The sequence below is a fragment of the Bacillus sp. BML-BC051 genome, from assembly GCF_019656175.1.
Classification (GTDB): Bacteria; Bacillota; Bacilli; order Bacillales; family Bacillaceae_G; genus Bacillus_A; species Bacillus_A mobilis.
Map to the genome: position 1 here is coordinate 1 of NZ_BPLI01000056.1, position 24419 is coordinate 24419.

Genomic DNA, 24419 nt, shown 5'->3' on the forward strand with positions numbered 1-24419 from the left:
TAAAGTTTCACTTTATAAAATTGAGGTGTTATATAGATGACGAAGAAAAAAATAGGTTTACTCGTAATGGCGTATGGAACGCCAGAATCATTAGATGATGTAGAAGCGTACTATACACATATTCGCCACGGGCATAAACCTTCAGAAGAAGCACTCCAAGACTTAATCGGGCGCTATAAAGCAATTGGCGGAATTTCACCACTTGCAAAAATTACGAAAGAGCAAGCGCATAAATTAACAGATTCTATGAATAATATATTTACAGAGTATGAATTTACTTGTTACTTAGGATTAAAACATATAGCCCCATTTATAGAAGATGCAGTAGAAGAGATGAAGCGCGATGGAATTGAGCAAGCGATTAGTATCGTATTAGCACCGCATTATTCTACATTTAGCATTAAAGCATATAATGACCGTGCTATTCGTCTTTCGAAAGAAATCGGTGGTCCTGTTATTGAACCGATTGAACAATGGTACGATGAACCGAAGTTTATTTCGTATTGGGTAGATCAAATAAAAGAAACATTTACAAAGATTGAAGATAAAGAGAAAGCAGTCGTAATTTTTTCAGCACATAGTTTACCAGAAAAAATTATTGCAGCAGGGGACCCTTATGTGGAGCAATTGCAGCATACAGCAGATTTAATTGCGGAGGCTGCCAATATTCAAAACTATACAATTGGTTGGCAAAGTGCTGGAAATACGCCTGACCCATGGATTGGTCCGGATGTGCAAGATTTAACGAGAGATTTATTTGAAGAACATAGATATGAATCTTTCATATATTGCCCAGTTGGCTTTGTGGCAGAGCATTTAGAAGTTTTATATGACAACGATTATGAGTGTAAAGTTGTAACTGATGAATTAAATGTCGCATATTTTAGACCAAATATGCCGAATTCACAATCTGTATTCATCGATTGCTTAGCTGAAATTGTTTCCAAAAAAATGAAGGAAATGGTTGACAAGAATTTAGTTTTGAATAATAATTAGTTTATAATAATTTTAAATAAATAATAATTACTATGAAAGAAAGAGGAGGATCCACCTAGATGAATCCAAATAATCGCTTAACAACAAACCAAGGTGCTCCAGTTGGAGACAACCAAAATTCTCGTACAGCTGGTCGCCGTGGACCGGTATTATTAGAAGACTATCATTTAGTAGAAAAACTTGCGCACTTTGATCGTGAACGTATTCCAGAACGTGTTGTGCATGCACGTGGTGCAGGTGCTCACGGTGTATTCGTAACGAAAAACAGCATGAAGCAATATACGAAAGCAGCATTTTTACAAAATGAAGGAACTGAAACGCCTGTATTTGTTCGTTTCTCAACGGTTATTCATGGCCAAGGTTCTCCAGAAACAGCTCGTGACCCACGCGGGTTCGCTGTTAAATTTTATACAGAAGAAGGAAATTACGATATCGTAGGTAACCATTTACCGGTCTTCTTCATTCGTGATGCAATTAAATTCCCTGATATGGTGCATTCTTTAAAACCAGCACCTGATACAAATATTCAAACGCCAGATCGTTACTGGGATTTCATGACGTTAAGTCCAGAATCTACACATATGATGACATGGGTGTTCTCTGATTACGGTACACCAGCAAGCTATCGCGAAATGGAAGGTTTCGGTGTCCATTCATTTAAATGGATTAATGCAGAAGGTAAAATCGTCTACATTAAATATCACTGGAAACCACAGCAAAGTGTACGTAACTTAAGCGCAAAAGAAGTGCAAGAAGTACAAGGAAAAGACTTCAATCATGCAACTCGTGACTTGTTCGATGCAATCGAAAAAGGAAATTATCCGAAGTGGGATTTACACGTACAAGTGATGCAACTAGATGAAACGGATTCTTTAGACTTTGATCCACTAGATCCGACGAAAGTATGGCCGGAAGATCGCTTCCCATTAATTGAAGTAGGGACGATGACGTTAAATCGTAACCCGAAAAACTTCTTCGCAGAAGTAGAGCAAGTGGCGTTCTCTCCAAGTGCAACTGTAAATGGTATTGAACCATCTGAAGATAAATTATTACAAGGTCGTTTATTCTCTTATCCAGATACACAGCGTTACCGTCTTGGTGCGAACTACTTACAAATTCCTGTAAACTGCCCGTACGCAGCTGTTCATAACCAACAACGTGATGGTGCGATGCAAATCAATCAAAACCCATCTACAATCAACTACGAACCGAGCCGTCATGCTGAAAATCCAGTTGAAGACAAAGCTTACCGCGATTCAACTATGAAAGTAGAAGGCTATGTATCTCGTGAAAAAATTGACAAACCAAACGACTTCAAACAAGCAGGTGAGCGTTACCGTTCATTCTCTAAAGAAGAGCAAGCCAACTTAATTGCAAACTTAACAAATGACTTAAAAGACGTAAATGAGCGCACGAAATTACTAGCTGTTTGTAACTTCTTCCGTGCAGATCAAGAGTACGGAATGCGTTTAGCGCAGTCTTTAAATGTTGATATTACGCAATATGTAGGGAATGCTCCGAAATAAATAGGAAAAGACGACTGTTAAACGGTCGTCTTTTTTATATGTAAAAGATGTTTTACATACGAGGCGAAAGATGCTATACTCTTGTCAAATAAGTTTTACATAAAAGAGGTGTGTTTTGATGGATGTTTTGATTTTCATTATTGCGTTAAGTGTCTTTTTATTTGTAGTGTTTGCTATTATAAAAATGTTTATAGCAATTGGAAAACAAGGTGATGAGCGTGCTACGTTTATAAAAAATAAAGCGATGGCTGAGACATTTAAAATAGCGATGGGGCTAATGGTACTTGAGATGATTCCCTTTATTTATCATCGTTTTAATGAAACGGTAGGAACACCGTTTAATCCGGTTCGTTTTTTAGCTGTAATAGCGATTGCGTTTCTTATTATATTAAGTTTGAATAAAAGTAAGTATGGTGATTCGTAAGTCATACCGGGGTATTCTTCGGATTCGTTATGTTGGGATTTATTGATAAAACGATATATCTGGAGAATCGCCGATATATTCACTAGAATACTAGGCGGGGTATACCGCCAACGAGCACAATAAAAGAGATGCAATCTACTACGAATAGATTGCATCTCTTTTTTAGTTTACTCGCTCCGTATACTCATAAGCTTTCTCCCCATGCATCGAAATATCAAGTCCCATATGTTCTTCGTGCTCATCTACCCGAACAGGGAGGAAGAAGTTAATGGCTTTAATAATGGCATACGTCATTATAATTGTGAATGCATATGTTGCTCCGATTGCTACAAGTTGTTTAAGCAGTAAAGCGGCGTTTCCGTAAAATACTCCATTAGCGCCATCGGTATTTACCGTAGTAGTTGCAAATAGTCCTGTCGCAATACCACCCCAAGTGCCGCCGATACCGTGGCATCCGAATGCATCAAGTGTATCATCATATCCGAATTTCGTTTTTAAGAAGAAGACTGCTCCGAAGCATAATACGCCGCCAATTGCTCCGATAAGAAGAGCGGAGAAAGGTGTAACGAATCCGCAAGCTGGTGTAATAGCGACTAGGCCGGAAACAACTCCACAAGCAGCTCCCATCGCAGTCGGTTTTGATTGGAAGAACCATTCTGAAAGCATCCAAGTTAATGCGGATGCAGCTGCAGCTATATTTGTATTAATAAATGCGGTTAAAGCTACGTCATTTAAAGATAATGCACTTCCGACGTTAAAACCGAACCAGCCGAACCATAGTAGACCCGCGCCCAACATTGTGAATGGTAAATGGTGAGGAGAAGTACCGTTTATGTTTTTTCGTTTTCCGAGAAAAATAGCTAATACAAGGCCGGCCACGCCAGATGTAATATGAACGACATTACCACCAGCGAAGTCTAACGCGCCGAGTTCTCTTAGCCATCCGCCGACGCCCCATACCCAATGAGCGACAGGATTGTAAACGATTGTTGTCCATAGAAGGATGAAAATAAGGAAAGCAGAAAATCGCATTCTTTCGGCGAATGCACCTGAAATTAAAGCGGGAGTTAAAATGGCGAACATGAGTTGGAACATCATAAATAAATTGTGAGGAATAGTAGATGAGTAGTCTGGATTTGGTGCGTAGGTAACGCCGTTTAAACCGAACCAATCTAGTGTACCGATAAGTCCGTGCCAGTCTGGTCCGAATGATAAAGAATAGCCGATCACAATCCATTGAATCGAAACGATAGCCATTGCGCTATAACTATGCATTGTCGTACTGAGTACGTTTTTACTGCGAACCATGCCCCCATAAAAAAGTGCCAATCCTGGTGTCATTAACATGACCATTACTGTCGTTACAAACATAAAAACCGTATCTCCTGTATTCATTGTCTCTCCTCCTATAATGTTAGAAAAAATAACATCAACTTGTTATGTTTCATATCATATTCGAAATAAAATGAAAAATCAACTAAAAATTCAGAAAACTTTTTAATTCATGTTAGAAAATCTAACATGAAGGATTTTGGGGAGAAAGAAATCAACGTATGCGATTTGTTCTGATAATTGGTATAATATTCTTACAATTAAAAGACATGGGGGATGCATGTGGGAAAAATACGGACTAGGAAACTATTCATTTGTTTTTGTTTAGCTGTCGTTTTGTTTGTACCAATATATACGTTTGCGGATGAAAAAAGAGAATGGCGAGACGAAGTTATATATTCCATTATGATTGATCGCTTCAATAATGGAGAACCGAAAAATGACAAACAGTTAGAAGTTGGTAATTTGGAAGGATATCAGGGTGGAGATATAAGAGGGATTATAAAAAGGCTGGATTACATAAAAGAAATGAGTTTTACGACTGTTATGCTTTCTCCACTTTTTGAAAGTGGAAAGTACGATGGGTTAGACGTGCGTAATTTTCAAAAAGTAAATGAACATTTCGGAACAGAAAATGATGTGAAAGAACTTGTACAAGAAGCGCACGCAAAAGGAATGAAAGTTGTACTTCAATTTCCGCTTGGAGAAAACGAACAGCAAGTCATCGAAGCGATGAAATGGTGGATCAAAGAAGTTGATTTGGATGGAAGTTATGTGATGCATAGTGAAAAAATGTCGCGTTCTTTCTGGGATGACGTGCAAAAAGATATGCAAGTGATAAAGAAAGACTTTCGTATTATGACAAAGGAAGATAGTGAATACAATGAAAAAATAGTAGAATCGTTTTCAAAAGCGGACGTATCGGTGAAACCTTTATATGATGTGAGTAAAAAAGACGGAGAATCCGTTACATTTTTAGATAATCAAGATACGAAAAGATTTGCTCGTATTGCAAAAGAGAATATGAACTATCCGCCATCTCGCTTGAAATTAGCTCTCACATATTTATTAACATCACCGGGTATTCCCAATTTTTATTACGGGACTGAAATTGCATTAGATGGAGGGGATACGCCAGATAATAGACGATTAATGGATTTTAAATCAGATGAAAAATTTATGCAGCACATAACGAAACTCGGTGAGCTTAGACAAACGAGACCATCTTTACGCCATGGAACGTTTGAGCTTTTATACGATAAAGATGGAATGAGTGTACTGAAACGAAAGTATAAAGATGAAGTAACATTAGTAGCGATTAATAATACGAAAGAAACACAAAAAGTTGCTTTACCTGTAAGTGCAATTGGCGAAAAACAAGAGTTACGAGGATTGTTAGAAGATGAAATTATAAGAGAAGAAAACGGAAAGTTTTATCTTGTTTTAAAGCGTGAGGAATCAAATGTATATAAAGTTAACGGGGAAACAGGTGTGAATTGGCTATTTATCTCTTTAATCGTCGGTGTGAACGTATTGTTTATTGCTTTTTTAATTGCGGTTAAAAAGAGACGGAAATGAGTAGCGTTTTTTTTTAGTAGTTCTTCAGTTTAAGGTGGTGAGGTATTTGCGGAAAAAGAAGTGGTTCGCTCTATGCTTATGTGTTTTTATCGTATTCGTAAGTTTTTATTTTTGGGAAAAGCGTGATGATGGGGAATTTGTTCGGTGGGGCGATAGTGTTCATTCTGTTGATACGGCAGTTCTGAAGAGAAACGATATAAAATACAAAATCGAAAATGATAAAGTATACATACCTAAAAAATCATTTGATAAAGCAATATGGTGTTGCTCTTAATAAATGCGAAATCTCGGTGGGACAGGCTAAGGAGAAAACTTTCTCCTTAGTCTGTTTTTCTGTGAAGTAAGACTCTCGCCTCAAAATGCAGCTGAGCAAGGAAGTGAAAAGACCGATAGAAGAAACAAAAATTGCAAATATACTAATTTTACATTACATTAAAGGGTGAAAAATATTCTTATACTCATTGAGGGCTATATTTGAGGAGGAAAAATGGAATTTTACGATTTGGGTATTACCATTAAAGAACTTAGAATGAAAAAGAATATATCACAATCTGAATTGTGTCATGGAATATGTTCACAAAGTCAAATTAGCAAAATAGAAAAAGGTATGATTTATCCATCTAGTATATTGTTATATCAGTTATCTGAAAGACTTGGTATTGATCCAAATCATATTTTCGCACTAACTCAAAACAAAAAACTAAAATATGTAGAAAATGTAAAATATGTAATGAGAGATTGTACAAAACAAAAACAATATAATGAACTTTACGAAATAGTGAAACAAGAGAAAAACGAAAATAATTTCAAGTTAAAAGAGGATAAACAATTTCTAATATGGCATGAAGCTATTGCTATATTTCATGTGAATAAATCAATAAAAACTGCTTTAAATCTTTTAAATAGTGCACTAAAACTAACTGTAACGAATGTTGATTTTTTATCAGAAAGAGAAATAGATATTATGCAGTCGATGGCTATATTTCATGGGGCAAATAAAGAATATGAAAAGAGTATTACTATATTAAGAAGATGTTTAACGAATTTTAATAAGTTAGATTTTCCTAGAGATAAAGAGATTAAATTAAAAATCATTTTTAATTTAGCAAAAATTTTAGGTCATGCAAACCAACATGAAGAGGCAATAAAATACAATGATATGGGTATTAAATTAGCTATTAATCTAAACACTTTATATTTATTAGGTGAATTATACTATGGAAAAGGGTGGAACTTGCTAAGGCTGGAACAATATGATGAAGAAGATGTAGCTGATAACATGAAAAAAGCATTATTTATATTTGAACTAACAGAAAAAGAAAATCTGATAAAAATAGTTAAAGAAAATTATTTTGAAAAACAAAATAAAAAAATCACGCATAATTTCTGATGAATCTCTTATTATTTTCTATAAAAAAAGGTACCTTATGGTGTCTTTTTTTATGACTTATATCATCAATTATTACATTCCATATGTTTCTTGTACCAAGCTTTGTTGATGGATTTACACTTCTTAGGTGTTGGAGTTTTAGGTGTATCCCCGGGTGTAGTTATATGATTAGAACATCCTGCAATATTTAGACAGAATGTAGTTAATAACAAACATAATATTAATTTCTTCAAATTACCACTTCTAACTCTTTTTTAATTAACATTTTTTTATAAAATAAATTCCTTATTAATTTTACATTACATGTAAGGGTGGGAAATATTCTTATACTCATAAATTGTTACATTTGAGTGGGGAGGGAGGTTTTTGCGCCGATTTTCAAAAAGGATTTGCTTAATTTATTTATAAAAATAATTTCACTACTATATCTAATGTGTAAAAGAAAATCTACAATAATCCAATCCCTATTTTAACTATCCGATTACCTGTAAGCTTAGAACTTGCCCTATCGCTAAAAAGAAAACTCCTCTAATTAAGAGGAGTTTTCTTTTTAGCGATAGTTAATAAATTGTACGTCAATCGGTAAGTCAGCACTGCGAACTGCTGCGATGACTGCTTGTAAGTCATCACGGCTTTTCGCTGTAACACGTACTTGGTCATCTTGTACTTGTGTTTTTACTTTTAATTTCATTTCTTTGATGATGTTGTTAATTTTTTTCGCGTTATCTTTATCGATACCTTGTTGAAGTGTTGCGCGTTGGCGAACAGTGTTACCAGTCGCAGCTTCAACTTTTCCGTAATCCAAGTTTTTAATTGGAACGTTACGTTTTACAAGTTTAGAAATTAGAACGTCTTTTACTTGGTCTAATTTGAACTCATCGTCAGAAGTTAAAACTAGTACTTCTTTTTCTAATTTAATATCACTTTTACTTCCTTTAAAGTCATATCGGTTTTGGATTTCCTTTAATGCGATGTTAATTGCGTTTGTTACTTCAGGTAATTCTACTTTCGAAACGATGTCAAAAGAACTATCTTTTGCCATAGTTAGCACCTCCAAATAAATTTCTAATCTTTTTATGTACTGTACATACTAAAGTATAGCTGAAAACGAGCTTAGACTTAAGTGTTTTCATACTTATAATCATGTAACCTCATTTTATTATAGTGAATTTTGGGCAGTTGGACAAATAAAGGGGAAATCGTGTTATAATTAACTTTTGTTTGGAATGATAAAAAAGATAATTTTATCCCGCATTAACGGGCATTCAGTTAGAGCAAAGAAGTTAAGTGGGAGATCCACTGCCGTAAACGCCCGATTGGTGAGGGTTGATAATCAGTGGGAAGGAACAAAACCCCCACTGATTAAAGTTTCACTTTATATAGAGAAGGGAATTAAAAAATATGTATTTACAATTAGGAGCGATTGAACAGGTAACTGTTTTACGCGAAACGGAAATCGGATATATGGTTGGGAATGAAGAAGAAGAAATTTTTCTACATAAAAACGAATTAGTTGGAGAAATTGAAGAGGGCAATACGATTGATGTATTCTTATACCTTGATCATCAAAATCGTGTTTCAGCAACAATGAAGGAGCCACTTATTACAACTTTTGATTGGAACTGGGTAAAGGTTGTAGAAGTTATTCCTAGTTTAGGTGTGTTTGTTGATATTGGTGTATCAAAAGATATACTAATCCCAGCTGATGAGTTCCCAATTTATATGCCAGTATGGCCTGAAGTTGGAGATGAATTATATTGTACGTTAAAATTAACGAATCGTGATCGACTTATCGCTCTTCCGGCAAGAGACAGTGATATGCAAGAGATTATCGTAGATGCGACGCCATCTATGCGCAATAAAAACGTAAATGGACGTGTGTATCGTTCACTTCAAGTTGGTTCATTCATACTAACTGATGAGCATTTCCGTGCTTTCTTACACCATACTGAAAGAAAAGAACAAGTCCGCATCGGTGAACGTGTAACGGGCCGTATTATTGACGTGAAAGATGATGGTACAATTAACATTTCACTTCTTCCTCGTAAAGAAGAAGGAATGGAAGATGATGCGGCTGTAATTTATGCATATATGGAAGAACGAGGCGGAGCAATGCCGTTTTGGGATAAGAGCCACCCAGAAGACATTAAAGAACGCTTCAACATGAGTAAAGCTGCATTTAAGCGCGCGCTTGGTAAGTTGATGAAAGAAGAAAAGGTTTACCAAGAAGAAGGTTGGACGTATTTTAAGAAGTAAATGAAATAAAAAGCACCGCCTTATTTTGTTATAAAAAATAAGGCGGTGCTTTTTTAATTTCCTTGCTCATGCGCAAGAGTAAACGTATCTTCCAAGTCACTATCGTTTATTTTAATATTTGCCTTTTTTAATTCTTTTTGTAGTAATTTATGACTGAATGTAGGATCAGCAATACGTTCTGCTTCTAAGTTTTTGCGGATGGAGTCTTTTACTTCATCGTAAGGTTGTAAATCTTTTTTACCAGTCAGCTTAATAATGTGATAGCCATTTGGTGATTTGACGGGCTCACTAATTTGGTCAATGTTTAGTTTGTAGGCAGCTGTTTCAAATTCAGGTGTCATTGTACCGGAATGGAAGTATCCAAGGTCTCCGCCTTTATCTTTTGATAGTAAATCTTGTGATTCTTGTTTTGCTAGTTCTTCAAATGAAGCCCCAGCATCTAATTTTTTCTTTATTTCTTTCGCTTCATTTTCGTCACTTACTAAAATGTGACTCGCTTTAATTTCTGGTTTATAGTGGTCTTTCACGTCTTTTTCTGTAACGCTTTTCTTAATCGCTTCATTCATAGCAAGTTTGAACTTAATTTGATTTTTGAAATCAGCTTCATCTTTTAAACGATTGTTTTCTAGTACAGCTGTGAATTGATCGCCGTATTGCTTTTTCGCTTTTTGTACTTCTCTATCTACATCATCGTCAGATACTTTATATTTTTTCGTGATAACGTCTTGTGCCATCATTTCGTACAACATGTCTTTTCCGTAACGATCTTTCAACTGCTTTTCGAAGTCGCCCTTCGTAATGGTTGAGTCTGTTGCCGTAGCGACTGTAGCTGAGCTGTTTTTTTGTCCGCAAGCAGCTAGCATTAATATACTTATTAGTGCAGTAATAATGAAAATGTGTTTCCCTCTCATGCCAACACCTCATCCGAATATGTTATCGCTATTGTAGAATATAGAAGTGAACATGAAGTGAATTTTCAATGTTTTTTCCTGTAAAATGTAAAAAAAGTACATCAACAATACTGTTGATGTACCATGGAATCAAAGGTGATCGGTCTTTTTAGAATAGGCACGTTTACCTTGCTCTATATTCTTTTGTTCTTGCTCATTTTTTTGCGTACGCTTTGCATTATTATCGCGTGCTTTTTTGTCGTTATCACTCGTATGTGGCATATGTATCAACTCCATTTCTAAACGTTGTACGTTTATCATTTCCTTTTTCGTAAAGACTATGTATAGCAGTGCATTCATGAATAATAAGGGTGGATTAGAAATGGATTTGAAGTTGAATTATACCGAACTTATAAAGAAGTTAATCGTTGTAATCATCGCAGGTTTGTTAAACGCGATTGGAATGAATTTATTTTTGACGCCAGCGAAAGTGTACGCGAGTGGATTTGCTGGGCTGTCTCAATTATTATCACAAATATTAGGTGACTTTTTATCTATTCACATATCAACGGGAGTATTGTTTAGTTTATTTAATATTCCCGTCGTTATTTTAGCATGGAAAAAGGTTGGAAAGGCCTTTACTTTCTTTAGTTTTCTTTGCGTTATATTTATGACTTTGTTTTTAGAAATTATCCCAGTTAGAGCGGTTTCAAACGACATCATATTGAATGCGATTTTTGGCGGGATTATTTCAGCAATCGGGGTAGGGATGGCGTTGAAGTGGGGGGCTTCTACAGGTGGTTTAGATATTATCGCCATGATTTTATCTAAAATAAAAGACAAGCCTGTCGGTACATATTTTTTCTTCTTTAATGCACTGATTATTATCGCCGCAGGCTATGTGTATGGCTGGGAAAAAGCATTATATACTTTGGTGACTTTGTATGTATCAACGCGAATTATCGATGCGATTCATACACGGCATGTGAAGATTACAGCATTAATCGTTACGAAGAATGGGGCAGATGTACGAAAGGCGATTCATTCACGCTTAGTGAGGGGGATTACAACTATCCCAGCAACAGGTGCTTATACAAATGAAAATAAGGAAATGTTAATGATTGTTATTACACGTTATGAGTTATACGAATTAGAGAGGGTTATTAGGCAAGTGGACCCAGGTGCATTTACAAACGTACTGCAAACGGTCGGGGTGTTTGGATTGTTTCGAAAAGATTAAAGAGGACCAAAGCTGGTCCTCTTTTTTAATGCAAATTCGTAATGTTTTGCAATTGCTCCTGCATTTCACGTAGCTGAACTTTTTCAGCTGTTGAAGAGTTTGCATAAGCAGAGTGCAAAGCGTTTTTTGCTCTATATACGAGATCTTGTTGCTCAGCACCGCTTGAACAAGTTACGGCATTTGCAACGGCATCTCTAGCTTGTTGGAATAGTAAGTTCCCCATTTAAACCCCTCCAAAAGAAGAGTTACTTCTCGCTTTTTCTGCCTCAGCTAATGTACCACGGTACGGGAATCTTGCATCATGCTTCATTACAGCATCGGCTCCTTGTTGGATAAAACGTTTTGATTTGTTCTTTTTACCCATTCGAAAAACCCCCTTTATTTAGCTGAAAACACTCGACGCGATAATCCGGCGTCTAATTATAGTATGAGCGTTTGGCGAGAAACTATAAGCAGGGAATTTTTAGATTACAACCCAAGAACCTCTTCTAAATATAGTGCAATACCATCTTCTTCATTCGTTAACGTCGTGTGGTTTGCGAGTGATTTTAATTCAGGAATAGCATTTCCCATTGCGATGCCGTGACCAGCAAATTCAATCATTTCAAAGTCGTTATCTTCATCACCGAAAGCGATAATTCGCTCTTGTGGAATGTTATAATGACTAGAAATTTTTTGTAATCCGACAGCTTTATTTAACCCGCTTTTTACAATTTCAATAATCGGCCAAGGTGCGCCCCATTTTCTATGGTCGATTACTTCAGCATGCATATCAGTTAAATGTTGACGAATTGCACTGGAATGCTCGTCATGTGCGTCAATTAATAAGCAAGTTGGATGATCGTTTAAAGTATTTAATAAGTCTCCTGTAAAAATCTTTGGAGAACCGAATTCGAAAATATGTTTTTTATCTTCATCAATTTCACGAACATACACATCGTCCATTACTTCAGCGTATATATTTTTTACGCCAAAATCAAAGCAAGCTCGGACAATTTCTTGTGCTGTTGCTAGCTCAAGAGGAGAGTGATGTGTTCCCCACTTTGAATCAAGAGGATGATGTACGTAAGCGCCGTTAAAGTTTACGATTGGTGTATTCAGACTAAGTTCTTTATAGTAATCAAAACTAGCACGGAATGGACGCCCTGTTGAAATAACGACAATATGTCCTTGTTCCTTTGCTTTTGCAATTGTATGTTTTGTTCGAGTGGAAATTATTTTGTTGTCTGTCAATAAAGTACCGTCTAAGTCTAATGCGATTAAATGCTGTTTATTCATAATTTCACCTCTTATAATAATTTTTTTGTTTCTATCTGTATTTCCGTTTTTAATATGCAGAAATAAGAGGTTAAGCTGGGTGAGACCACCAAAGATGGAAACTTCACTATATATCCATCTTACGTCGCAAAGCGCTACGGTGTCTACTATTTCTCGCTGGAAATTAAGAAAAGTCAACATCTTTTTAGAAAGTTCAAACAATGTTTCTTTCATTATGTACAAATTGTGAAAAGGGTTACATTGTTCGTATGATGAGGCTTATAATGAACATGTAATCTTCTCGTATATGTTTGACTCTCCTTTGAAGCTGGCCTATAGTAGGTTGGTTTCTTTTTTTTTACAAATAGGAAAGAAATCCCTTCCTAAGCTTGTGTCATTCATGTATATGTACAAGAACGAAATGTAGTACTTGTTTCCTAAACATGACAGAAAAGCTTTCTTTTGAAATGGATATACTAATGAGGCAAAGACGTCATGGAAGGAGAATGGAAATGGGACAAAATCGCAGGTTTCGTTCTGGACAAAAAGCGCCAAATGATGGCATTTACGTAGAAATTGGTGAAACAGGAAGTATGGTAAAAGATCCGCAAATGGTGAAATTAACTGCCGGTGAAAAGTTTCCGGATAACACGAATCATAACCGTCAGTGGACATATAAAAGAAAACCGTAACAGAAGCCGCAATCATTATTGCGGCTTTTTTTTCGTTACATATTATAATTTCATTTACCGTATATTTTTCAATTGTATAATGAATGTTCCCTTTTTCTTTTTCCAATAATAAGTTTGAAAATACATAAGCAAAATTATTGTATAAAAAAGTCAGTTGGCGTATAATCAAATCAAAGGTCAAAGAAAGTCAAACATTTGGAGGACTGTAAAGATGGACTTAAATCAAATGACAACAAAAACACAAGAGGCGATTATGAGTGCCCAATCTTTAGCGGTATCTCATCATCATCAAGAAGTAGATACTGCTCATCTCTTGTTTACATTATTAGAAGAGCAAGATGGGTTAGCAGTGCGTATTTTTCAAAAAATGAATGTCGATATAGAAGCGTTAAAACAAGGTGCTGAAAGTTTAATTAAGAAAAAGCCTTCTGTAACGGGAAGTGGTGCAGAAGCAGGCAAATTATATATAACAGGTGCTCTGCAACAACTACTTGTAAGAGCAGGAAAAGAAGCAGAGAAATTGCAAGATGACTACATTTCAGTTGAACATGTATTGCTTGCTTTTTCAGAAGAAAAAGGCGATATAAATCAATTACTTACAAGATTTCATATTACGAAAGATAACTTATTACAGTCGTTAATGACAGTTCGGGGGAATCAAAGAGTGACTAGTCAAAATCCAGAAGCAACTTATGAAGCGTTAGAAAAATATGGACGTGATTTAGTGGCGGAAGTAAGAGCGGGGAAAATTGACCCTGTTATCGGCCGCGATAGTGAAATTCGCCGCGTAATTCGCATTCTTTCACGTAAAACGAAAAATAACCCAGTTTTAATTGGTGAGCCAGGTGTTGGTAAAACAGCAATCGTTGAAGGATTAGCGCAGCGTATTGTGAAAAAGGATGTACCAGAAGGGTTAAAAGATAGAACAATCTTTGCATTAGATATGAGTGCGCTTGTAGCTGGAGCGAAATTCCGTGGTGAGTTTGAAGAGCGCCTGCAAGCTGTATTAAATGAAATTAAAAAGAGTGAAGGCCGCATTTTATTATTCATTGATGAACTTCATACAATCGTCGGCGCTGGTAAAACAGAAGGTGCGATGGACGCAGGAAATATGTTAAAACCGATGCTTGCGCGTGGTGAACTGCATTGCATTGGAGCGACAACGTTAGATGAATATCGTAAATATATTGAGAAAGACCCAGCGCTAGAAAGACGTTTCCAACAAGTATTAGCAGAAGAACCAACTGTTGAAGATACAATTTCCATTTTACGTGGTTTAAAAGAGCGTTTTGAAATTTATCATGGTGTAAATATTCATGACCGTGCGATTGTAGCAGCATCAGTTTTATCAGATCGATATATTTCGGATCGTTTCTTACCAGATAAAGCAATTGATCTTGTTGATGAAGCGTGTGCAACGATTCGAACAGAGATTGATTCTATGCCAACAGAATTAGATGAAGTAACGCGCCGCATTATGCAACTGGAAATTGAAGAAGCAGCTCTTGGAAAAGAGAAGGACTTTGGTAGCCAAGAACGTCTAAAAACGTTGCAACGTGAATTATCGGATTTAAAAGAAGTTGCAAGTGGTATGAGAGCGAAATGGGAGAAAGAAAAAGAAGATATTCACAAAGTTCGTGATTTACGTGAACATTTAGAGCGTCTGCGCCGTGAATTAGAAGAAGCAGAAGGTAATTACGATTTAAATAAAGCAGCGGAACTTCGCCATGGGAAAATTCCTGCAATTGAAAAAGAGTTAAAAGAAGCAGAAGAAATGGGCGCACATAATAAACAAGAAAATCGTTTATTACGTGAGGAAGTAAGTGAAGAAGAGATTGCTGATATTGTTTCACGCTGGACTGGTATTCCTGTCGCAAAACTCGTTGAGGGTGAACGCGAGAAATTACTACGCTTAGAGCACATTTTATCAGAGCGTGTCATCGGACAAGAGGAAGCGGTAAGCTTAGTATCAGACGCAGTTCTTCGTGCGCGCGCTGGTATTAAAGACCCGAACCGTCCAATTGGTTCCTTCATCTTCTTAGGACCGACAGGTGTTGGTAAAACAGAACTTGCAAAAACGTTAGCACAGTCTTTATTCGATAGTGAAGAGCAAATGATTCGTATCGACATGTCTGAGTATATGGAGAAACACGCTGTGTCACGCTTAATTGGTGCGCCTCCTGGATATGTTGGATATGAAGAGGGCGGTCAATTAACAGAAGCGGTAAGACGTAAACCGTATTCAGTTATTTTGTTAGACGAAATCGAAAAAGCACATCCAGAAGTATTCAACATTTTATTACAAATGTTAGATGACGGGCGCATTACAGATTCGCAAGGGCGTACAGTAGACTTTAAAAACACGGTTATTATTATGACTTCAAATATTGGATCTGCTCATTTGTTAGATGGATTAGAAGCAGATGGCTCCATTAAAGAAGAATCAAGAGAACTTGTAATGGGACAATTAAGAGGACATTTCCGACCAGAGTTTTTAAACCGTGTCGACGAAATTATTTTATTCAAACCTCTTACAACGAATGAAATTAAAGGTATTGTTGATAAAATTGTAAAAGAATTACAAGGTCGTTTAGCTGACCGTCATATTACAGTTGAATTAACAAATGCAGCAAAAGAATTTGTTGTAGAAGCCGGCTTTGATCCGATGTACGGAGCTCGTCCATTAAAACGATATGTACAGCGTCAAGTGGAAACGAAATTAGCGAGAGAATTAATTGCAGGAACAATTACTGACAATAGTCATGTAGTGGTTGATGTAGAAAATAATGAATTAGTCGTTCATGTAAAGTAAAATAAAAAAAGAGTTCGGATAAAATCCGGACTCTTTTTTTAGTGTTGTTCTACTGGCTCGTTTGGAATTGTAGCTGAAATTGCTAGTACTAATACCGCAAGAACAACTGAGAAAATAGACGCTTGGTTAAAATCGTATGTACCGCCAGTCATAGAGCCGATTACGTAGCTCATCATATGTACAAGCGCGAACGACCAAATTAATGCCCAAATGAAACGCATATTTTACACCTCTATTCGTTCAATCTGTCCTTATTGTAACACAATTGAAAAAAGAATATAGAAAAATATTTGTAGATTTTTCAACGCAAATTTGCATTCCGTTCATACATTATAGAAGAGTACTTTTATACGTTTAGAAAATAAGGCGGGGGAAAAATGAGTATTACGGAACGTTTTTTTTATTTAGAAAAAGAACCATGTGTCATTTATTTACCGGAGAAGCCAAATGGATTTTCTGTAATGCTTCTTGGTGATTACAACTACTTTATTGAGAATGGTACAAGTTTATGGACACAGCATGCAGGTAGATCTTATTTTTTACATGGCCTTATTGAGAAAGGCTACACGGTCTTTTCTTCTAATTTATACGGAAGACATTGGGGAAACGACCAATCTGTTCGTCTAGCAAAACGCTTATATGACGTTGTTTTGAGAAAAGAGACATTAAATGCGAAAATGCACATTATGGCAGATGGTATGGGGGCACTTGTAGCGCTTGAAATGATGAACAAATACCCTGAATGTATACGCTCAGTCATTATGTTAAATCCGTGTTTAGATTTACCAGAATATGTGGAGTTTGAGAAAGAGCATAAGTTTTTTTACAAAAGATTAGTGAAGGAATTATGTTTGGCGTATGATTCTAAAGAAGAAGAATTGGAGTCCAAAATAAATAAGAAATCATTTACGCTTCTTCCGTCTTGTGTACCTGTTAAAGTTTTCGTATCAACACAAGAAAAAAGAGGAAGAAAACAGTTGTTACGTAAATATGAGAAAATGAGGCAATTCAATCAATGCGATACTTCTGTCTTATTCCATCTGCAAGATGTGAAATATAAAATGGTTAGGCAAACGACTGATTTCTTTAAAAAATATGAAGAAGAATTGTGAAGCTCCCATATACATAAATGAGGAGCTATTTGTTTCAAGGAGAAAGGGTTGGTGGTATGGAACGCGTGCTAATTATAGGTGCACTTACGTTTGTAGGTTATCACCTTGTGAATAAAATGATTGCAGAAGAAGTAGAAGTGTACGGTCTTGATTTTGATGAATTCGAGAATGTGACAAAAATTAATGAAGAGAAGTTATTGTTAATTGGGCGAAATGCGTTATTTACGTATTATTCGATAAGAGATGAAGATGGATGGAGATCAGTAGAAGGAGAGAAGTTCGATACGGTTTACTTTTGCTTGTATGAGCCAAATCAACAAAGTGGCTTTCGGAATGAAAGGGTCATATTACAGTATTTAAAGCGCATTGTAAGACTGTGTGAAGAACATAAAGTGAAGTTAAATCTAATTTCTTCTATTGAAGTAGGAAACGTAGATGAATCCGAAAATAAACGTTTATTTTCGAAAGTGGAAGAAGGATTGAAAAAAGGAGAGGTACAGTATAGTGTATTTCGAGTTCCTACATTATATGGACCCTGGCAACCATCTTTTATGATGTATCATCAGCTCATTTTATCAGAACTGGATGAGAAAGAGTGCCATTATGTGAGTGAGGAAAACGGAAGTGATCTACTGTACGTGGAAGATGTATGTGAATACTTATGGGAAAATGGAATGAACGAGGGGCATCTCGGTATATACAATTTACTTAGTGGTAAAAAATCATTATGGAAAAAAGGTATGAACCTATTACGTGCAGAGGATAAAGTGAATAAAGAGAATGAGGAAGAAAGAGATGATACTGTCGAGGTTATTTTGATAAAAAGAAATACCCCATTAGAATACGGTTTAAATAAACAATTGGCACATATGAAAAAATATAAAGAGTTATACGAAGGATAGCGAGCGTGTTACACTATGTATGTGAAAGTTTTAATGGAGAGGAAGAACATAATATGAATGAGAAAAGCATGCAATTTTTACAAATCGCAATGAAGCATTTACCAGAAGCAAAGGCCATTTTAGATGATAATGGAATTGCTCTTGATATGGAGAAAGCACAACCAGTATTAGAGTTATTGATGAAAGTTATGAACGAAGCATATGAGCTTGGGAAAGCAGATCAAGAATAAAAAGCAGAAAAAGCATCTTTTTAGATGGAAGAGAGGCCCGAACCGTGGATAGAAGCGGTCAGGGCCTTTTTTATTCTCGCCTGGGGAAAAACGAGAGATATGAAGAGGATAAAGGAAAAGTAGTGAGGAGAACTCTCTAGTTTAGAAGGAAAGCAGAAAAGGCATCTTTTTAGATGGAAGGGAGGCTCGGGCCTTTTTATATTTCAAAAGAAACAGGAAAGGTATGTTTCTGTTTCTTTTCATAAACAATAAGGTGAATAATGCCTAGCTTTATGTTTTAGCTGAAATATATTCTAGACAAAAATACATTTATGTTTTAAAATTAGTACCAAGTCATAATAATTGATATAAAACGGAGGGCTGCGATGTGAACGTGGGCATTTTAGGGATCGGAAGATATGTGCCGGAAAAAGTAGTCACAAATCACGATTTAGAGAAAATAATGGATACATCCGATGAATGGATTCGTACGAGAACGGGAATTGCAGAAAGACGCATTGCCGATGATACAATAGATACTTCATATATGGCCGTAGAGGCTGCTAAAAAAGCACTTGAAGATGCAGGGGTTAGTGGAGAGGAAATCGATCTTATTTTAGTGGCGACAGTAACACCAGATCGTGCGTTTCCAGCGGTAGCTTGTGTCATTCAAGAAGCGATTGGAGCGAAACATGCAGCTGCAATGGATGTAGGCGCAGCGTGTGCTGGTTTTATGTACGGAATGATTACAGCACAGCAATTTATTCAAACGGGAACTTATAAAAATGTATTAGTAGTTGGTAGTGATAAACTTTCTAAAATTGTAGACTGGAATGATCGCAATACAGCAGTACTATTTGGAGACGGAGCCGGTGCTATCGTAATGGGGGCTGTTTCAGAAGGAAGAGGCGTTCTATCTTTTGAATTAGGAGCAGACGGAAGTGGCGGTAAGCATCTATATCAAGACGAGTATGTTATGATGAATGGCAGAGAAGTCTTTAAATTTGCCGTTCGTCAACTTGGTGAATCTTGTCTTCGCGTGCTGGATAAGGCTGGTCTTACGAAAGAGGATGTGGATTTCTTAGTACCGCATCAAGCGAATATTCGTATTATGGAATCTGCAAGAGAAAGATTAAATTTACCACAAGAAAAAATGAGTATGACAATTGAGAAGTTCGGTAATACATCAGCTTCTTCAATTCCAATTGCAATGGTAGAGGAATTGCAAAACGGACGTATTCAAGATGGTGATTTAATTATACTTGTTGGTTTTGGCGGTGGATTAACATGGGGAGCAGTTGCTCTTCGTTGGGGTAAATAAGGACTGAGAGAAAAAAGGAGTGTATTTTGTATGGAAAAAAAGAGGGTCGTAATTACAGGACTAGGAGCTGTTACACCGATTGGAACAGATGTTGAAACAGCGTGGGAAAACATTAAAAAGGGTGTATCTGGAATCGGACGACTTACAAGAATTGATCCGGAACTATTTCCAGCAAAAGTAGCAGCAGAAATTAACGACTTTGAAGTCGAGAAATATATTGATAAAAAAGAAGCGCGCCGTATGGATCGCTTTACACAATATGCAGTAGCAGCAGCGAAAATGGCAGTTGCGGATGCAAAGCTTGAAATTACAGAAGAAAACGGACCTCGAATTGGAGTGTGGATTGGTTCTGGTATTGGCGGTATGGAAACATACGAAGAACAATTTAAGATTTTTACTGAGAAAGGCCCGCGCCGCGTGAGCCCATTCTTCGTACCAATGATGATTCCAGATATGGCAGCAGGTCAAGTATCAATCGCAACAGGAGCAAAAGGAATTAACACTTGTTCTGTAACGGCTTGTGCATCTGGTGCAAACTCAATTGGTGATGCATTTAAAGCGATTCAGCGCGGTGATGCTGATGCAATGATAACAGGCGGAGCAGAAGCACCGTTAACAAGTATGGCATTTGCAGGATTTAGTTCAGCGAAAGCATTAACATTTAATGAAGATCCAGCAACAGCTTGCCGTCCATTTGATAAAAACCGTAGCGGTTTCGTAATGGGTGAAGGTTCAGGTATTTTAATTCTTGAAGAATTAGAGCACGCATTAGCTCGTGGTGCTCACATTTATGCGGAAATCGCTGGTTACGGTGCAACTGGTGATGCATTCCATATTACAATGCCGGCTCCTGGCGGTGAAGGCGGCGTGCGTGCAATGCGTCAAGCTTTAGCAGATGCAGGTCTACAGCCAGAAGATATTGATTACATTAATGCGCACGGTACAAGTACGGATGCGAATGAAAAGTATGAAACGATGGCAATTAAAGAAACGTTCGGTGAGCACGCGTATAAAGTAGCAATTAGCTCAACGAAATCAATGACAGGTCACTTATTAGGAGCAGCTGGTGCTGTTGAAGCGATCTTCTCAATTAAATCAATTACAGACGGAGTAATCCCTCCAACAATTAACTATGAAACACCAGATCCAGAATGTGACTTAGATTACGTGCCGAATAAAGCGAGACAACAAGAAGTAAATGCAGTATTAAGTAACTCACTAGGATTCGGTGGTCATAACGCAGTATTAGTATTTAAATCGTATAAATAATAGATAAAATAAGGAGTTTTTTCGTAGCATATTGCGAAAAAACTCCTTATTTATTTTTACGTCTTTTTCTCCTTTTGCATATACATAAGAAAAAGGAGGGATAAAGATGGGGATTGTTGAAACTGCTGAGTGGTTACATTTATATTATGGACGGCCAGAAAAGCTGTGTGAGAAGTTTACGAAGTATATCCCGCTGCCAAAAGAAAGGTTGTACCGCTTTTTAATTTCTAAAGGTATGTATCGCCCGATTATGCGAGGAGAACAAGAAATTAAAGAGTTAGAGAAAAAGGAAGTTTGGAAAGAATTACGTACGGAGTATGAGAAGCTGAAAACTTGGTTAAAAGGTCCGGATGTCCCTGTCTTTATTTTATTATCAGATTCCTATAATCGAACTGTGCAAGAAGAGTATAACGGCAGGGCTGGATTATCTATGCGTCACGTTATTTTCTTATTCGTATGCGGACGGAATTCGGTGGAAGAATTAAAAGTGTTATTGGCGCATGAATATCATCACATATGCAGGTTACATCGAATTGAGACGAAAGAAACAGAATATACACTACTTGATACGATGATTATGGAAGGGCTAGCTGAGCAAGCAGTAACGGAAAGATATTCAGAAAAGAACAATGCACCGTGGACGACGTATCTTTCAAAAGAAGAGGCTATTTATTATTGGGAAAACGTTGTATATGAAAGAATAAGTATAAAACGAGGAACAAGGGAACACGACATCTTATTAAATGGATTTCATTCTTATCCGAAGATGCTTGGCTATGCACTTGGATTTCATATTGTCAAAGATTGTGTAACTTTGGAAGGAGAAGATACGCTTTCTTTATTATCTATAGATGCAAAAGAAATATTGAATAAAGCAAATACATTTCATATATAAAAAAACAGGAACCCTATTTCCTGTTTTTTTTAGTATTAATAGAAGAAAAAATAATAATTAGAATATATTTCCTTAGGTGGAATAAAGTTAAGAAAAATTGAACATAATGATTGATACAAACAGTAGTGAAGTGAGGGGTAGTGAATGTTATATCTACATGATGTATGGGTAAATTGGTTTGAAGGTGAAGAGAATGGGTATAACGTTTGTCATTTTTACGAATGGCGGAAAGATGATACGATTGAGCTATTAGATCAAGTGCCATTATTAAAAGTAGATGCCACATTATATCATTACATCGAGAACGAATTGTTAGAGCTTCCGCAAAAAATGTTGGAAGACGTACATCATAAGGCTTATATTCGTAAAAATCATGAACGTTTGCAGCAAGAGTATTGCTTTGTAGTTACAGATGGAAAAGGAATTATTGCGATCGACACAATTGGTTACAATGTGCCAATTCGAAAGAGCAGACTTATACCGCGCCAAGAGCAGATGGTATATGAGATGGTAGAAAACGTACAAGCAGAAAAGTATGAGTTCCAAGTAGAAGAAATGGAAAAAGAACATCATATTTTATCACCATCACCTTTCATTATGAATGGCTTAACTCGTAAAGAAAGACAGCTTAAACAATTATTATTTATGGCGTTAGATCAATTACATACAACGAAAAACACAGCAGAAATTCGCTATTGGTTCACAGAGTGGGATACATCAGCATACGGAATGGTTCAACATATGGAATTTGAAGATATTTGGGCTAAACTGTACGATGAAGCGAAAACAGGCTGGTCTGAGAAGCACGAACAATTATGTGAGCGTCTCGTAAAAGGACAGCCATTTTTTGAAAAGTTATGGGAAATGGAAAACGAGCAAAAGGTAAATTAAAAAACCGCCGATTGGCGGTTTTTTTAATTTGTTGTAACTTTGCTTCAGCGAGCATTATAAGAAATCCAGCTCCGGCGGCAAGAATGTTCGGTGGCTTCGCGCCTTCCTGCGAGGCAAAAAGCGCCTCTACGTCAGGAGCTCCATCCCCTTCACATTCTAAGCGAGCCGCCTCCGCTTTTTAAGAAATCCAGCTCCGGCTCCTAGCCCTTCGCGTCTAAGAACCTTCCCCACGAGAAGGTAAAAAGCACCTTCTGTGGGAAAGAACCTTAGCCGTCAGGGCTAAACAGTCGCCTCCGCTTTATAAGTTATCTACGTTTTCTACTTAACCCCATTGCGTTTTCTACTTTGCGTAGTTGTTTGAATGCAACGCGGTTTGCTTTTTCGGCACCTTTGTCTAGAATTTCGTCTAGTTCTGGTGAGCTGATTAGTTCGTTATATTTGTCTTGGATTGGACGAATTGCATCTACGACTACTTGTGCTAGGTCGCCTTTGAAGTCTCCGTATCCTTTTCCTTCGTACATTGCTTCGATTTCTTCTACTGTTTTTCCTGAGAATGAAGAGTAGATAGTTAATAAGTTAGAGATGCCAGGTTTGTTTTCTTTATCGAATTTCACAATACCTTCAGAATCAGTTACAGCACTCTTAATTTTCTTTTCAATTGTTTTTGGTTCATCAAGCATGCTGATCATTGATTTTGGATTCGGATCAGATTTACTCATTTTTTTCGTAGGTTCTGTTAATGACATAACGCGAGCTCCTACTTTTGGAATGCGAATTTCAGGAATAGTGAACACTTCACGGAAGCGCTTGTTGAAACGCTCTGCTAGGTCACGTGTTAATTCCATATGTTGTTTTTGGTCATCACCAACCGGTACGATTTCAGTGTTGTAAAGTAAAATATCAGCAGCCATTAATGGTGGATACGTTAGTAATCCAGCTGGTACGGAATCTCTACCTGATGCTTTATCTTTATATTGCGTCATACGCTCTAATTCTCCAACGTAAGCAACTGATTGCATAATCCATCCTAGTTGAGCGTGTGCTGGTACTTCTGACTGTACAAATAAAGTAGCTTTTTCAGGATCGATGCCGCATGCTACATAAAGCGCAGCAAGACTGCGGATGTTTTTACGAAGTTGTACGGGATCTTGAGGTACTGTAATTGCATGTTGGTTTACAATACAGAAATAACAGTCGTGCTCATTTTGAAGCTCTGTAAATTGCTTCATAGCTCCTAAATAGTTTCCAAGTGTAATCGTTCCACTCGGCTGAATACCAGAAAAGATAACTGACATAAGTAATTCCTCCTAAATTTGAATGCGTGATAGGGAAGAGAAGGCAAACAAAAAAGCCCATTCATCCCAAAAAACTATAGGGACGAATGGACCGCGGTACCACCCTAATTATTTCACTACTGTGAAATCTCT

The 24419-nt window shown here is 36.8% G+C and carries 26 protein-coding genes and 1 other annotated feature (1 of these 27 running past the window's edge); of the genes, 17 read left to right on the plus strand and 9 right to left on the minus strand.

What is annotated here, in order from left to right:
- Window positions 1–36: 36 nt before the first annotated feature.
- The 3 genes from hemH (at window position 37) to K5S59_RS21660 (ending at window position 2946) form a co-directional block, all read left to right on the plus strand.
- Window positions 37–996, plus strand: coding sequence for a ferrochelatase (gene hemH / locus K5S59_RS21650; protein WP_098258253.1), 960 nt, complete (start codon window positions 37–39; stop codon window positions 994–996).
- A 59-nt stretch (window positions 997–1055) separates the two neighbouring features.
- On the plus strand, window positions 1056–2522 hold the full coding sequence (gene katB / locus K5S59_RS21655) for a catalase KatB (protein WP_001069175.1): 1467 nt from the start codon (window positions 1056–1058) through the stop codon (window positions 2520–2522).
- 118 nt (window positions 2523–2640) lie between these two features.
- Entirely contained in the window at window positions 2641–2946 is a 306-nt protein-coding gene (locus tag K5S59_RS21660; protein WP_000382767.1) for a hypothetical protein, read from the plus strand.
- 162 nt (window positions 2947–3108) lie between these two features.
- On the opposite strand, the gene K5S59_RS21665 is transcribed toward K5S59_RS21660, so the two are convergent.
- The gene (locus K5S59_RS21665) at window positions 3109–4341 is read right to left on the minus strand and encodes an ammonium transporter (RefSeq protein ID WP_001091662.1); all 1233 of its coding nucleotides are present in this window, start codon (window positions 4339–4341) and stop codon (window positions 3109–3111) included.
- 213 nt (window positions 4342–4554) lie between these two features.
- Here K5S59_RS21665 and K5S59_RS21670 point away from each other — a divergent pair, with 213 nt between their 5' ends.
- The 3 genes from K5S59_RS21670 to K5S59_RS21680 all read left to right on the plus strand — a co-directional run bounded on the left by K5S59_RS21670 (window position 4555) and on the right by K5S59_RS21680 (window position 7246).
- On the plus strand, window positions 4555–5856 hold the full coding sequence (locus K5S59_RS21670; protein ID WP_050418681.1) for an alpha-amylase family glycosyl hydrolase: 1302 nt from the start codon (window positions 4555–4557) through the stop codon (window positions 5854–5856).
- 46 nt (window positions 5857–5902) lie between these two features.
- The gene (locus K5S59_RS21675; protein ID WP_098115493.1) at window positions 5903–6130 is read left to right on the plus strand and encodes a hypothetical protein; all 228 of its coding nucleotides are present in this window, start codon (window positions 5903–5905) and stop codon (window positions 6128–6130) included.
- Between the two features lie 213 nt (window positions 6131–6343).
- Window positions 6344–7246 (plus strand): helix-turn-helix domain-containing protein, encoded by a 903-nt coding sequence (locus tag K5S59_RS21680; protein WP_000397902.1) that lies wholly within the window; start codon window positions 6344–6346, stop codon window positions 7244–7246.
- A gap of 550 nt (window positions 7247–7796) precedes the next feature.
- On the opposite strand, the gene K5S59_RS21685 is transcribed toward K5S59_RS21680, so the two are convergent.
- Window positions 7797–8288: a YajQ family cyclic di-GMP-binding protein gene (locus tag K5S59_RS21685; protein WP_001040146.1), complete on the minus strand. Its 492-nt coding sequence runs from the start codon at window positions 8286–8288 to the stop codon at window positions 7797–7799.
- A 359-nt stretch (window positions 8289–8647) separates the two neighbouring features.
- Here K5S59_RS21685 and K5S59_RS21690 point away from each other — a divergent pair, with 359 nt between their 5' ends.
- Window positions 8648–9502, plus strand: a complete 855-nt coding sequence (locus K5S59_RS21690; protein WP_000281276.1) for a CvfB family protein — start codon at window positions 8648–8650, stop codon at window positions 9500–9502.
- Between the two features lie 53 nt (window positions 9503–9555).
- Here the strand turns inward: K5S59_RS21690 and prsA are convergent, their stop codons facing one another.
- Together prsA and K5S59_RS21700 are read right to left on the minus strand one after the other, a co-directional pair.
- Window positions 9556–10413 (minus strand): peptidylprolyl isomerase PrsA, encoded by an 858-nt coding sequence (prsA, locus tag K5S59_RS21695; RefSeq protein WP_098237581.1) that lies wholly within the window; start codon window positions 10411–10413, stop codon window positions 9556–9558.
- Window positions 10414–10542: 129 nt separating this feature from the next.
- Complete coding sequence (locus tag K5S59_RS21700; protein ID WP_001120850.1) at window positions 10543–10674, minus strand: DUF3941 domain-containing protein; 132 nt, start codon at window positions 10672–10674, stop codon at window positions 10543–10545.
- A 100-nt stretch (window positions 10675–10774) separates the two neighbouring features.
- On the opposite strand from K5S59_RS21700, the gene K5S59_RS21705 reads away from it, so the two are divergent.
- Window positions 10775–11632, plus strand: a complete 858-nt coding sequence (locus tag K5S59_RS21705; RefSeq protein ID WP_000364439.1) for a YitT family protein — start codon at window positions 10775–10777, stop codon at window positions 11630–11632.
- A gap of 25 nt (window positions 11633–11657) precedes the next feature.
- Here the strand turns inward: K5S59_RS21705 and K5S59_RS21710 are convergent, their stop codons facing one another.
- The 3 genes from K5S59_RS21710 to K5S59_RS21720 all read right to left on the minus strand — a co-directional run bounded on the left by K5S59_RS21710 (window position 11658) and on the right by K5S59_RS21720 (window position 12910).
- Entirely contained in the window at window positions 11658–11855 is a 198-nt protein-coding gene (locus tag K5S59_RS21710; protein ID WP_000527404.1) for a DUF3813 domain-containing protein, read from the minus strand.
- Entirely contained in the window at window positions 11856–11996 is a 141-nt protein-coding gene (locus K5S59_RS21715) for a hypothetical protein (protein WP_000516816.1), read from the minus strand.
- A gap of 104 nt (window positions 11997–12100) precedes the next feature.
- A complete protein-coding gene (locus K5S59_RS21720) occupies window positions 12101–12910 on the minus strand; it encodes a Cof-type HAD-IIB family hydrolase (protein ID WP_001041228.1) in 810 nt (269 codons plus the stop codon).
- A 491-nt stretch (window positions 12911–13401) separates the two neighbouring features.
- On the opposite strand from K5S59_RS21720, the gene K5S59_RS21725 reads away from it, so the two are divergent.
- Together K5S59_RS21725 and clpB are read left to right on the plus strand one after the other, a co-directional pair.
- Window positions 13402–13581 carry a YjzC family protein gene (locus K5S59_RS21725; RefSeq protein ID WP_000531421.1) on the plus strand — a complete coding sequence of 60 codons (180 nt, stop codon included), beginning with the start codon at window positions 13402–13404 and terminating at the stop codon, window positions 13579–13581.
- A 211-nt stretch (window positions 13582–13792) separates the two neighbouring features.
- Complete coding sequence (gene clpB / locus K5S59_RS21730) at window positions 13793–16393, plus strand: ATP-dependent chaperone ClpB (protein ID WP_098258249.1); 2601 nt, start codon at window positions 13793–13795, stop codon at window positions 16391–16393.
- A 38-nt stretch (window positions 16394–16431) separates the two neighbouring features.
- On the opposite strand, the gene K5S59_RS21735 is transcribed toward clpB, so the two are convergent.
- Entirely contained in the window at window positions 16432–16614 is a 183-nt protein-coding gene (locus K5S59_RS21735) for a YjzD family protein (protein ID WP_001211113.1), read from the minus strand.
- Between the two features lie 156 nt (window positions 16615–16770).
- On the opposite strand from K5S59_RS21735, the gene K5S59_RS21740 reads away from it, so the two are divergent.
- The 7 genes from K5S59_RS21740 (at window position 16771) to K5S59_RS21770 (ending at window position 22992) form a co-directional block, all read left to right on the plus strand.
- Window positions 16771–17505 (plus strand): lipase family protein, encoded by a 735-nt coding sequence (locus K5S59_RS21740; protein WP_098258248.1) that lies wholly within the window; start codon window positions 16771–16773, stop codon window positions 17503–17505.
- 29 nt (window positions 17506–17534) lie between these two features.
- Window positions 17535–18407 carry an NAD-dependent epimerase/dehydratase family protein gene (locus tag K5S59_RS21745; protein WP_120449684.1) on the plus strand — a complete coding sequence of 291 codons (873 nt, stop codon included), beginning with the start codon at window positions 17535–17537 and terminating at the stop codon, window positions 18405–18407.
- Window positions 18408–18460: 53 nt separating this feature from the next.
- On the plus strand, window positions 18461–18637 hold the full coding sequence (locus K5S59_RS21750; protein WP_009879752.1) for a ComZ family protein: 177 nt from the start codon (window positions 18461–18463) through the stop codon (window positions 18635–18637).
- A gap of 367 nt (window positions 18638–19004) precedes the next feature.
- Window positions 19005–19937 carry a beta-ketoacyl-ACP synthase III gene (fabH, locus tag K5S59_RS21755; RefSeq protein ID WP_001100534.1) on the plus strand — a complete coding sequence of 311 codons (933 nt, stop codon included), beginning with the start codon at window positions 19005–19007 and terminating at the stop codon, window positions 19935–19937.
- A gap of 30 nt (window positions 19938–19967) precedes the next feature.
- On the plus strand, window positions 19968–21206 hold the full coding sequence (gene fabF, locus K5S59_RS21760) for a beta-ketoacyl-ACP synthase II (RefSeq protein ID WP_000412643.1): 1239 nt from the start codon (window positions 19968–19970) through the stop codon (window positions 21204–21206).
- Between the two features lie 106 nt (window positions 21207–21312).
- Entirely contained in the window at window positions 21313–22101 is a 789-nt protein-coding gene (locus K5S59_RS21765) for a DUF2268 domain-containing putative Zn-dependent protease (RefSeq protein WP_000513283.1), read from the plus strand.
- Window positions 22102–22245: 144 nt separating this feature from the next.
- The gene (locus tag K5S59_RS21770; RefSeq protein WP_212981831.1) at window positions 22246–22992 is read left to right on the plus strand and encodes a YjbA family protein; all 747 of its coding nucleotides are present in this window, start codon (window positions 22246–22248) and stop codon (window positions 22990–22992) included.
- A 305-nt stretch (window positions 22993–23297) separates the two neighbouring features.
- On the opposite strand, the gene trpS is transcribed toward K5S59_RS21770, so the two are convergent.
- Complete coding sequence (trpS, locus tag K5S59_RS21775) at window positions 23298–24287, minus strand: tryptophan--tRNA ligase (RefSeq protein WP_000110991.1); 990 nt, start codon at window positions 24285–24287, stop codon at window positions 23298–23300.
- Window positions 24288–24362: 75 nt separating this feature from the next.
- Window positions 24363–24419, minus strand: a binding site (T-box leader); it runs 160 nt beyond the window's last position.

Bases quoted from the DNA above. Each gene is read 5' to 3' on its own strand.
- hemH (WP_098258253.1), top strand. From the start codon at position 37: ATGACGAAGAAAAAAATAGGTTTACTCGTAATGGCGTATGGAACGCCA.
- katB (WP_001069175.1), top strand. From the start codon at position 1,056: ATGAATCCAAATAATCGCTTAACAACAAACCAAGGTGCTCCAGTTGGA.
- K5S59_RS21660 (WP_000382767.1), top strand. From the start codon at position 2,641: ATGGATGTTTTGATTTTCATTATTGCGTTAAGTGTCTTTTTATTTGTA.
- K5S59_RS21665 (WP_001091662.1), bottom strand. From the start codon at position 4,341: ATGAATACAGGAGATACGGTTTTTATGTTTGTAACGACAGTAATGGTC.
- K5S59_RS21670 (WP_050418681.1), top strand. From the start codon at position 4,555: ATGCATGTGGGAAAAATACGGACTAGGAAACTATTCATTTGTTTTTGT.
- K5S59_RS21680 (WP_000397902.1), top strand. From the start codon at position 6,344: ATGGAATTTTACGATTTGGGTATTACCATTAAAGAACTTAGAATGAAA.
- K5S59_RS21685 (WP_001040146.1), bottom strand. From the start codon at position 8,288: ATGGCAAAAGATAGTTCTTTTGACATCGTTTCGAAAGTAGAATTACCT.
- K5S59_RS21690 (WP_000281276.1), top strand. From the start codon at position 8,648: ATGTATTTACAATTAGGAGCGATTGAACAGGTAACTGTTTTACGCGAA.
- prsA (WP_098237581.1), bottom strand. From the start codon at position 10,413: ATGAGAGGGAAACACATTTTCATTATTACTGCACTAATAAGTATATTA.
- K5S59_RS21700 (WP_001120850.1), bottom strand. From the start codon at position 10,674: ATGCCACATACGAGTGATAACGACAAAAAAGCACGCGATAATAATGCA.
- K5S59_RS21705 (WP_000364439.1), top strand. From the start codon at position 10,775: ATGGATTTGAAGTTGAATTATACCGAACTTATAAAGAAGTTAATCGTT.
- K5S59_RS21710 (WP_000527404.1), bottom strand. From the start codon at position 11,855: ATGGGGAACTTACTATTCCAACAAGCTAGAGATGCCGTTGCAAATGCC.
- K5S59_RS21715 (WP_000516816.1), bottom strand. From the start codon at position 11,996: ATGGGTAAAAAGAACAAATCAAAACGTTTTATCCAACAAGGAGCCGAT.
- K5S59_RS21720 (WP_001041228.1), bottom strand. From the start codon at position 12,910: ATGAATAAACAGCATTTAATCGCATTAGACTTAGACGGTACTTTATTG.
- K5S59_RS21725 (WP_000531421.1), top strand. From the start codon at position 13,402: ATGGGACAAAATCGCAGGTTTCGTTCTGGACAAAAAGCGCCAAATGAT.
- clpB (WP_098258249.1), top strand. From the start codon at position 13,793: ATGGACTTAAATCAAATGACAACAAAAACACAAGAGGCGATTATGAGT.
- K5S59_RS21735 (WP_001211113.1), bottom strand. From the start codon at position 16,614: ATGCGTTTCATTTGGGCATTAATTTGGTCGTTCGCGCTTGTACATATG.
- K5S59_RS21740 (WP_098258248.1), top strand. From the start codon at position 16,771: ATGAGTATTACGGAACGTTTTTTTTATTTAGAAAAAGAACCATGTGTC.
- K5S59_RS21750 (WP_009879752.1), top strand. From the start codon at position 18,461: ATGAATGAGAAAAGCATGCAATTTTTACAAATCGCAATGAAGCATTTA.
- fabF (WP_000412643.1), top strand. From the start codon at position 19,968: ATGGAAAAAAAGAGGGTCGTAATTACAGGACTAGGAGCTGTTACACCG.
- K5S59_RS21765 (WP_000513283.1), top strand. From the start codon at position 21,313: ATGGGGATTGTTGAAACTGCTGAGTGGTTACATTTATATTATGGACGG.
- K5S59_RS21770 (WP_212981831.1), top strand. From the start codon at position 22,246: ATGTTATATCTACATGATGTATGGGTAAATTGGTTTGAAGGTGAAGAG.
- trpS (WP_000110991.1), bottom strand. From the start codon at position 24,287: ATGTCAGTTATCTTTTCTGGTATTCAGCCGAGTGGAACGATTACACTT.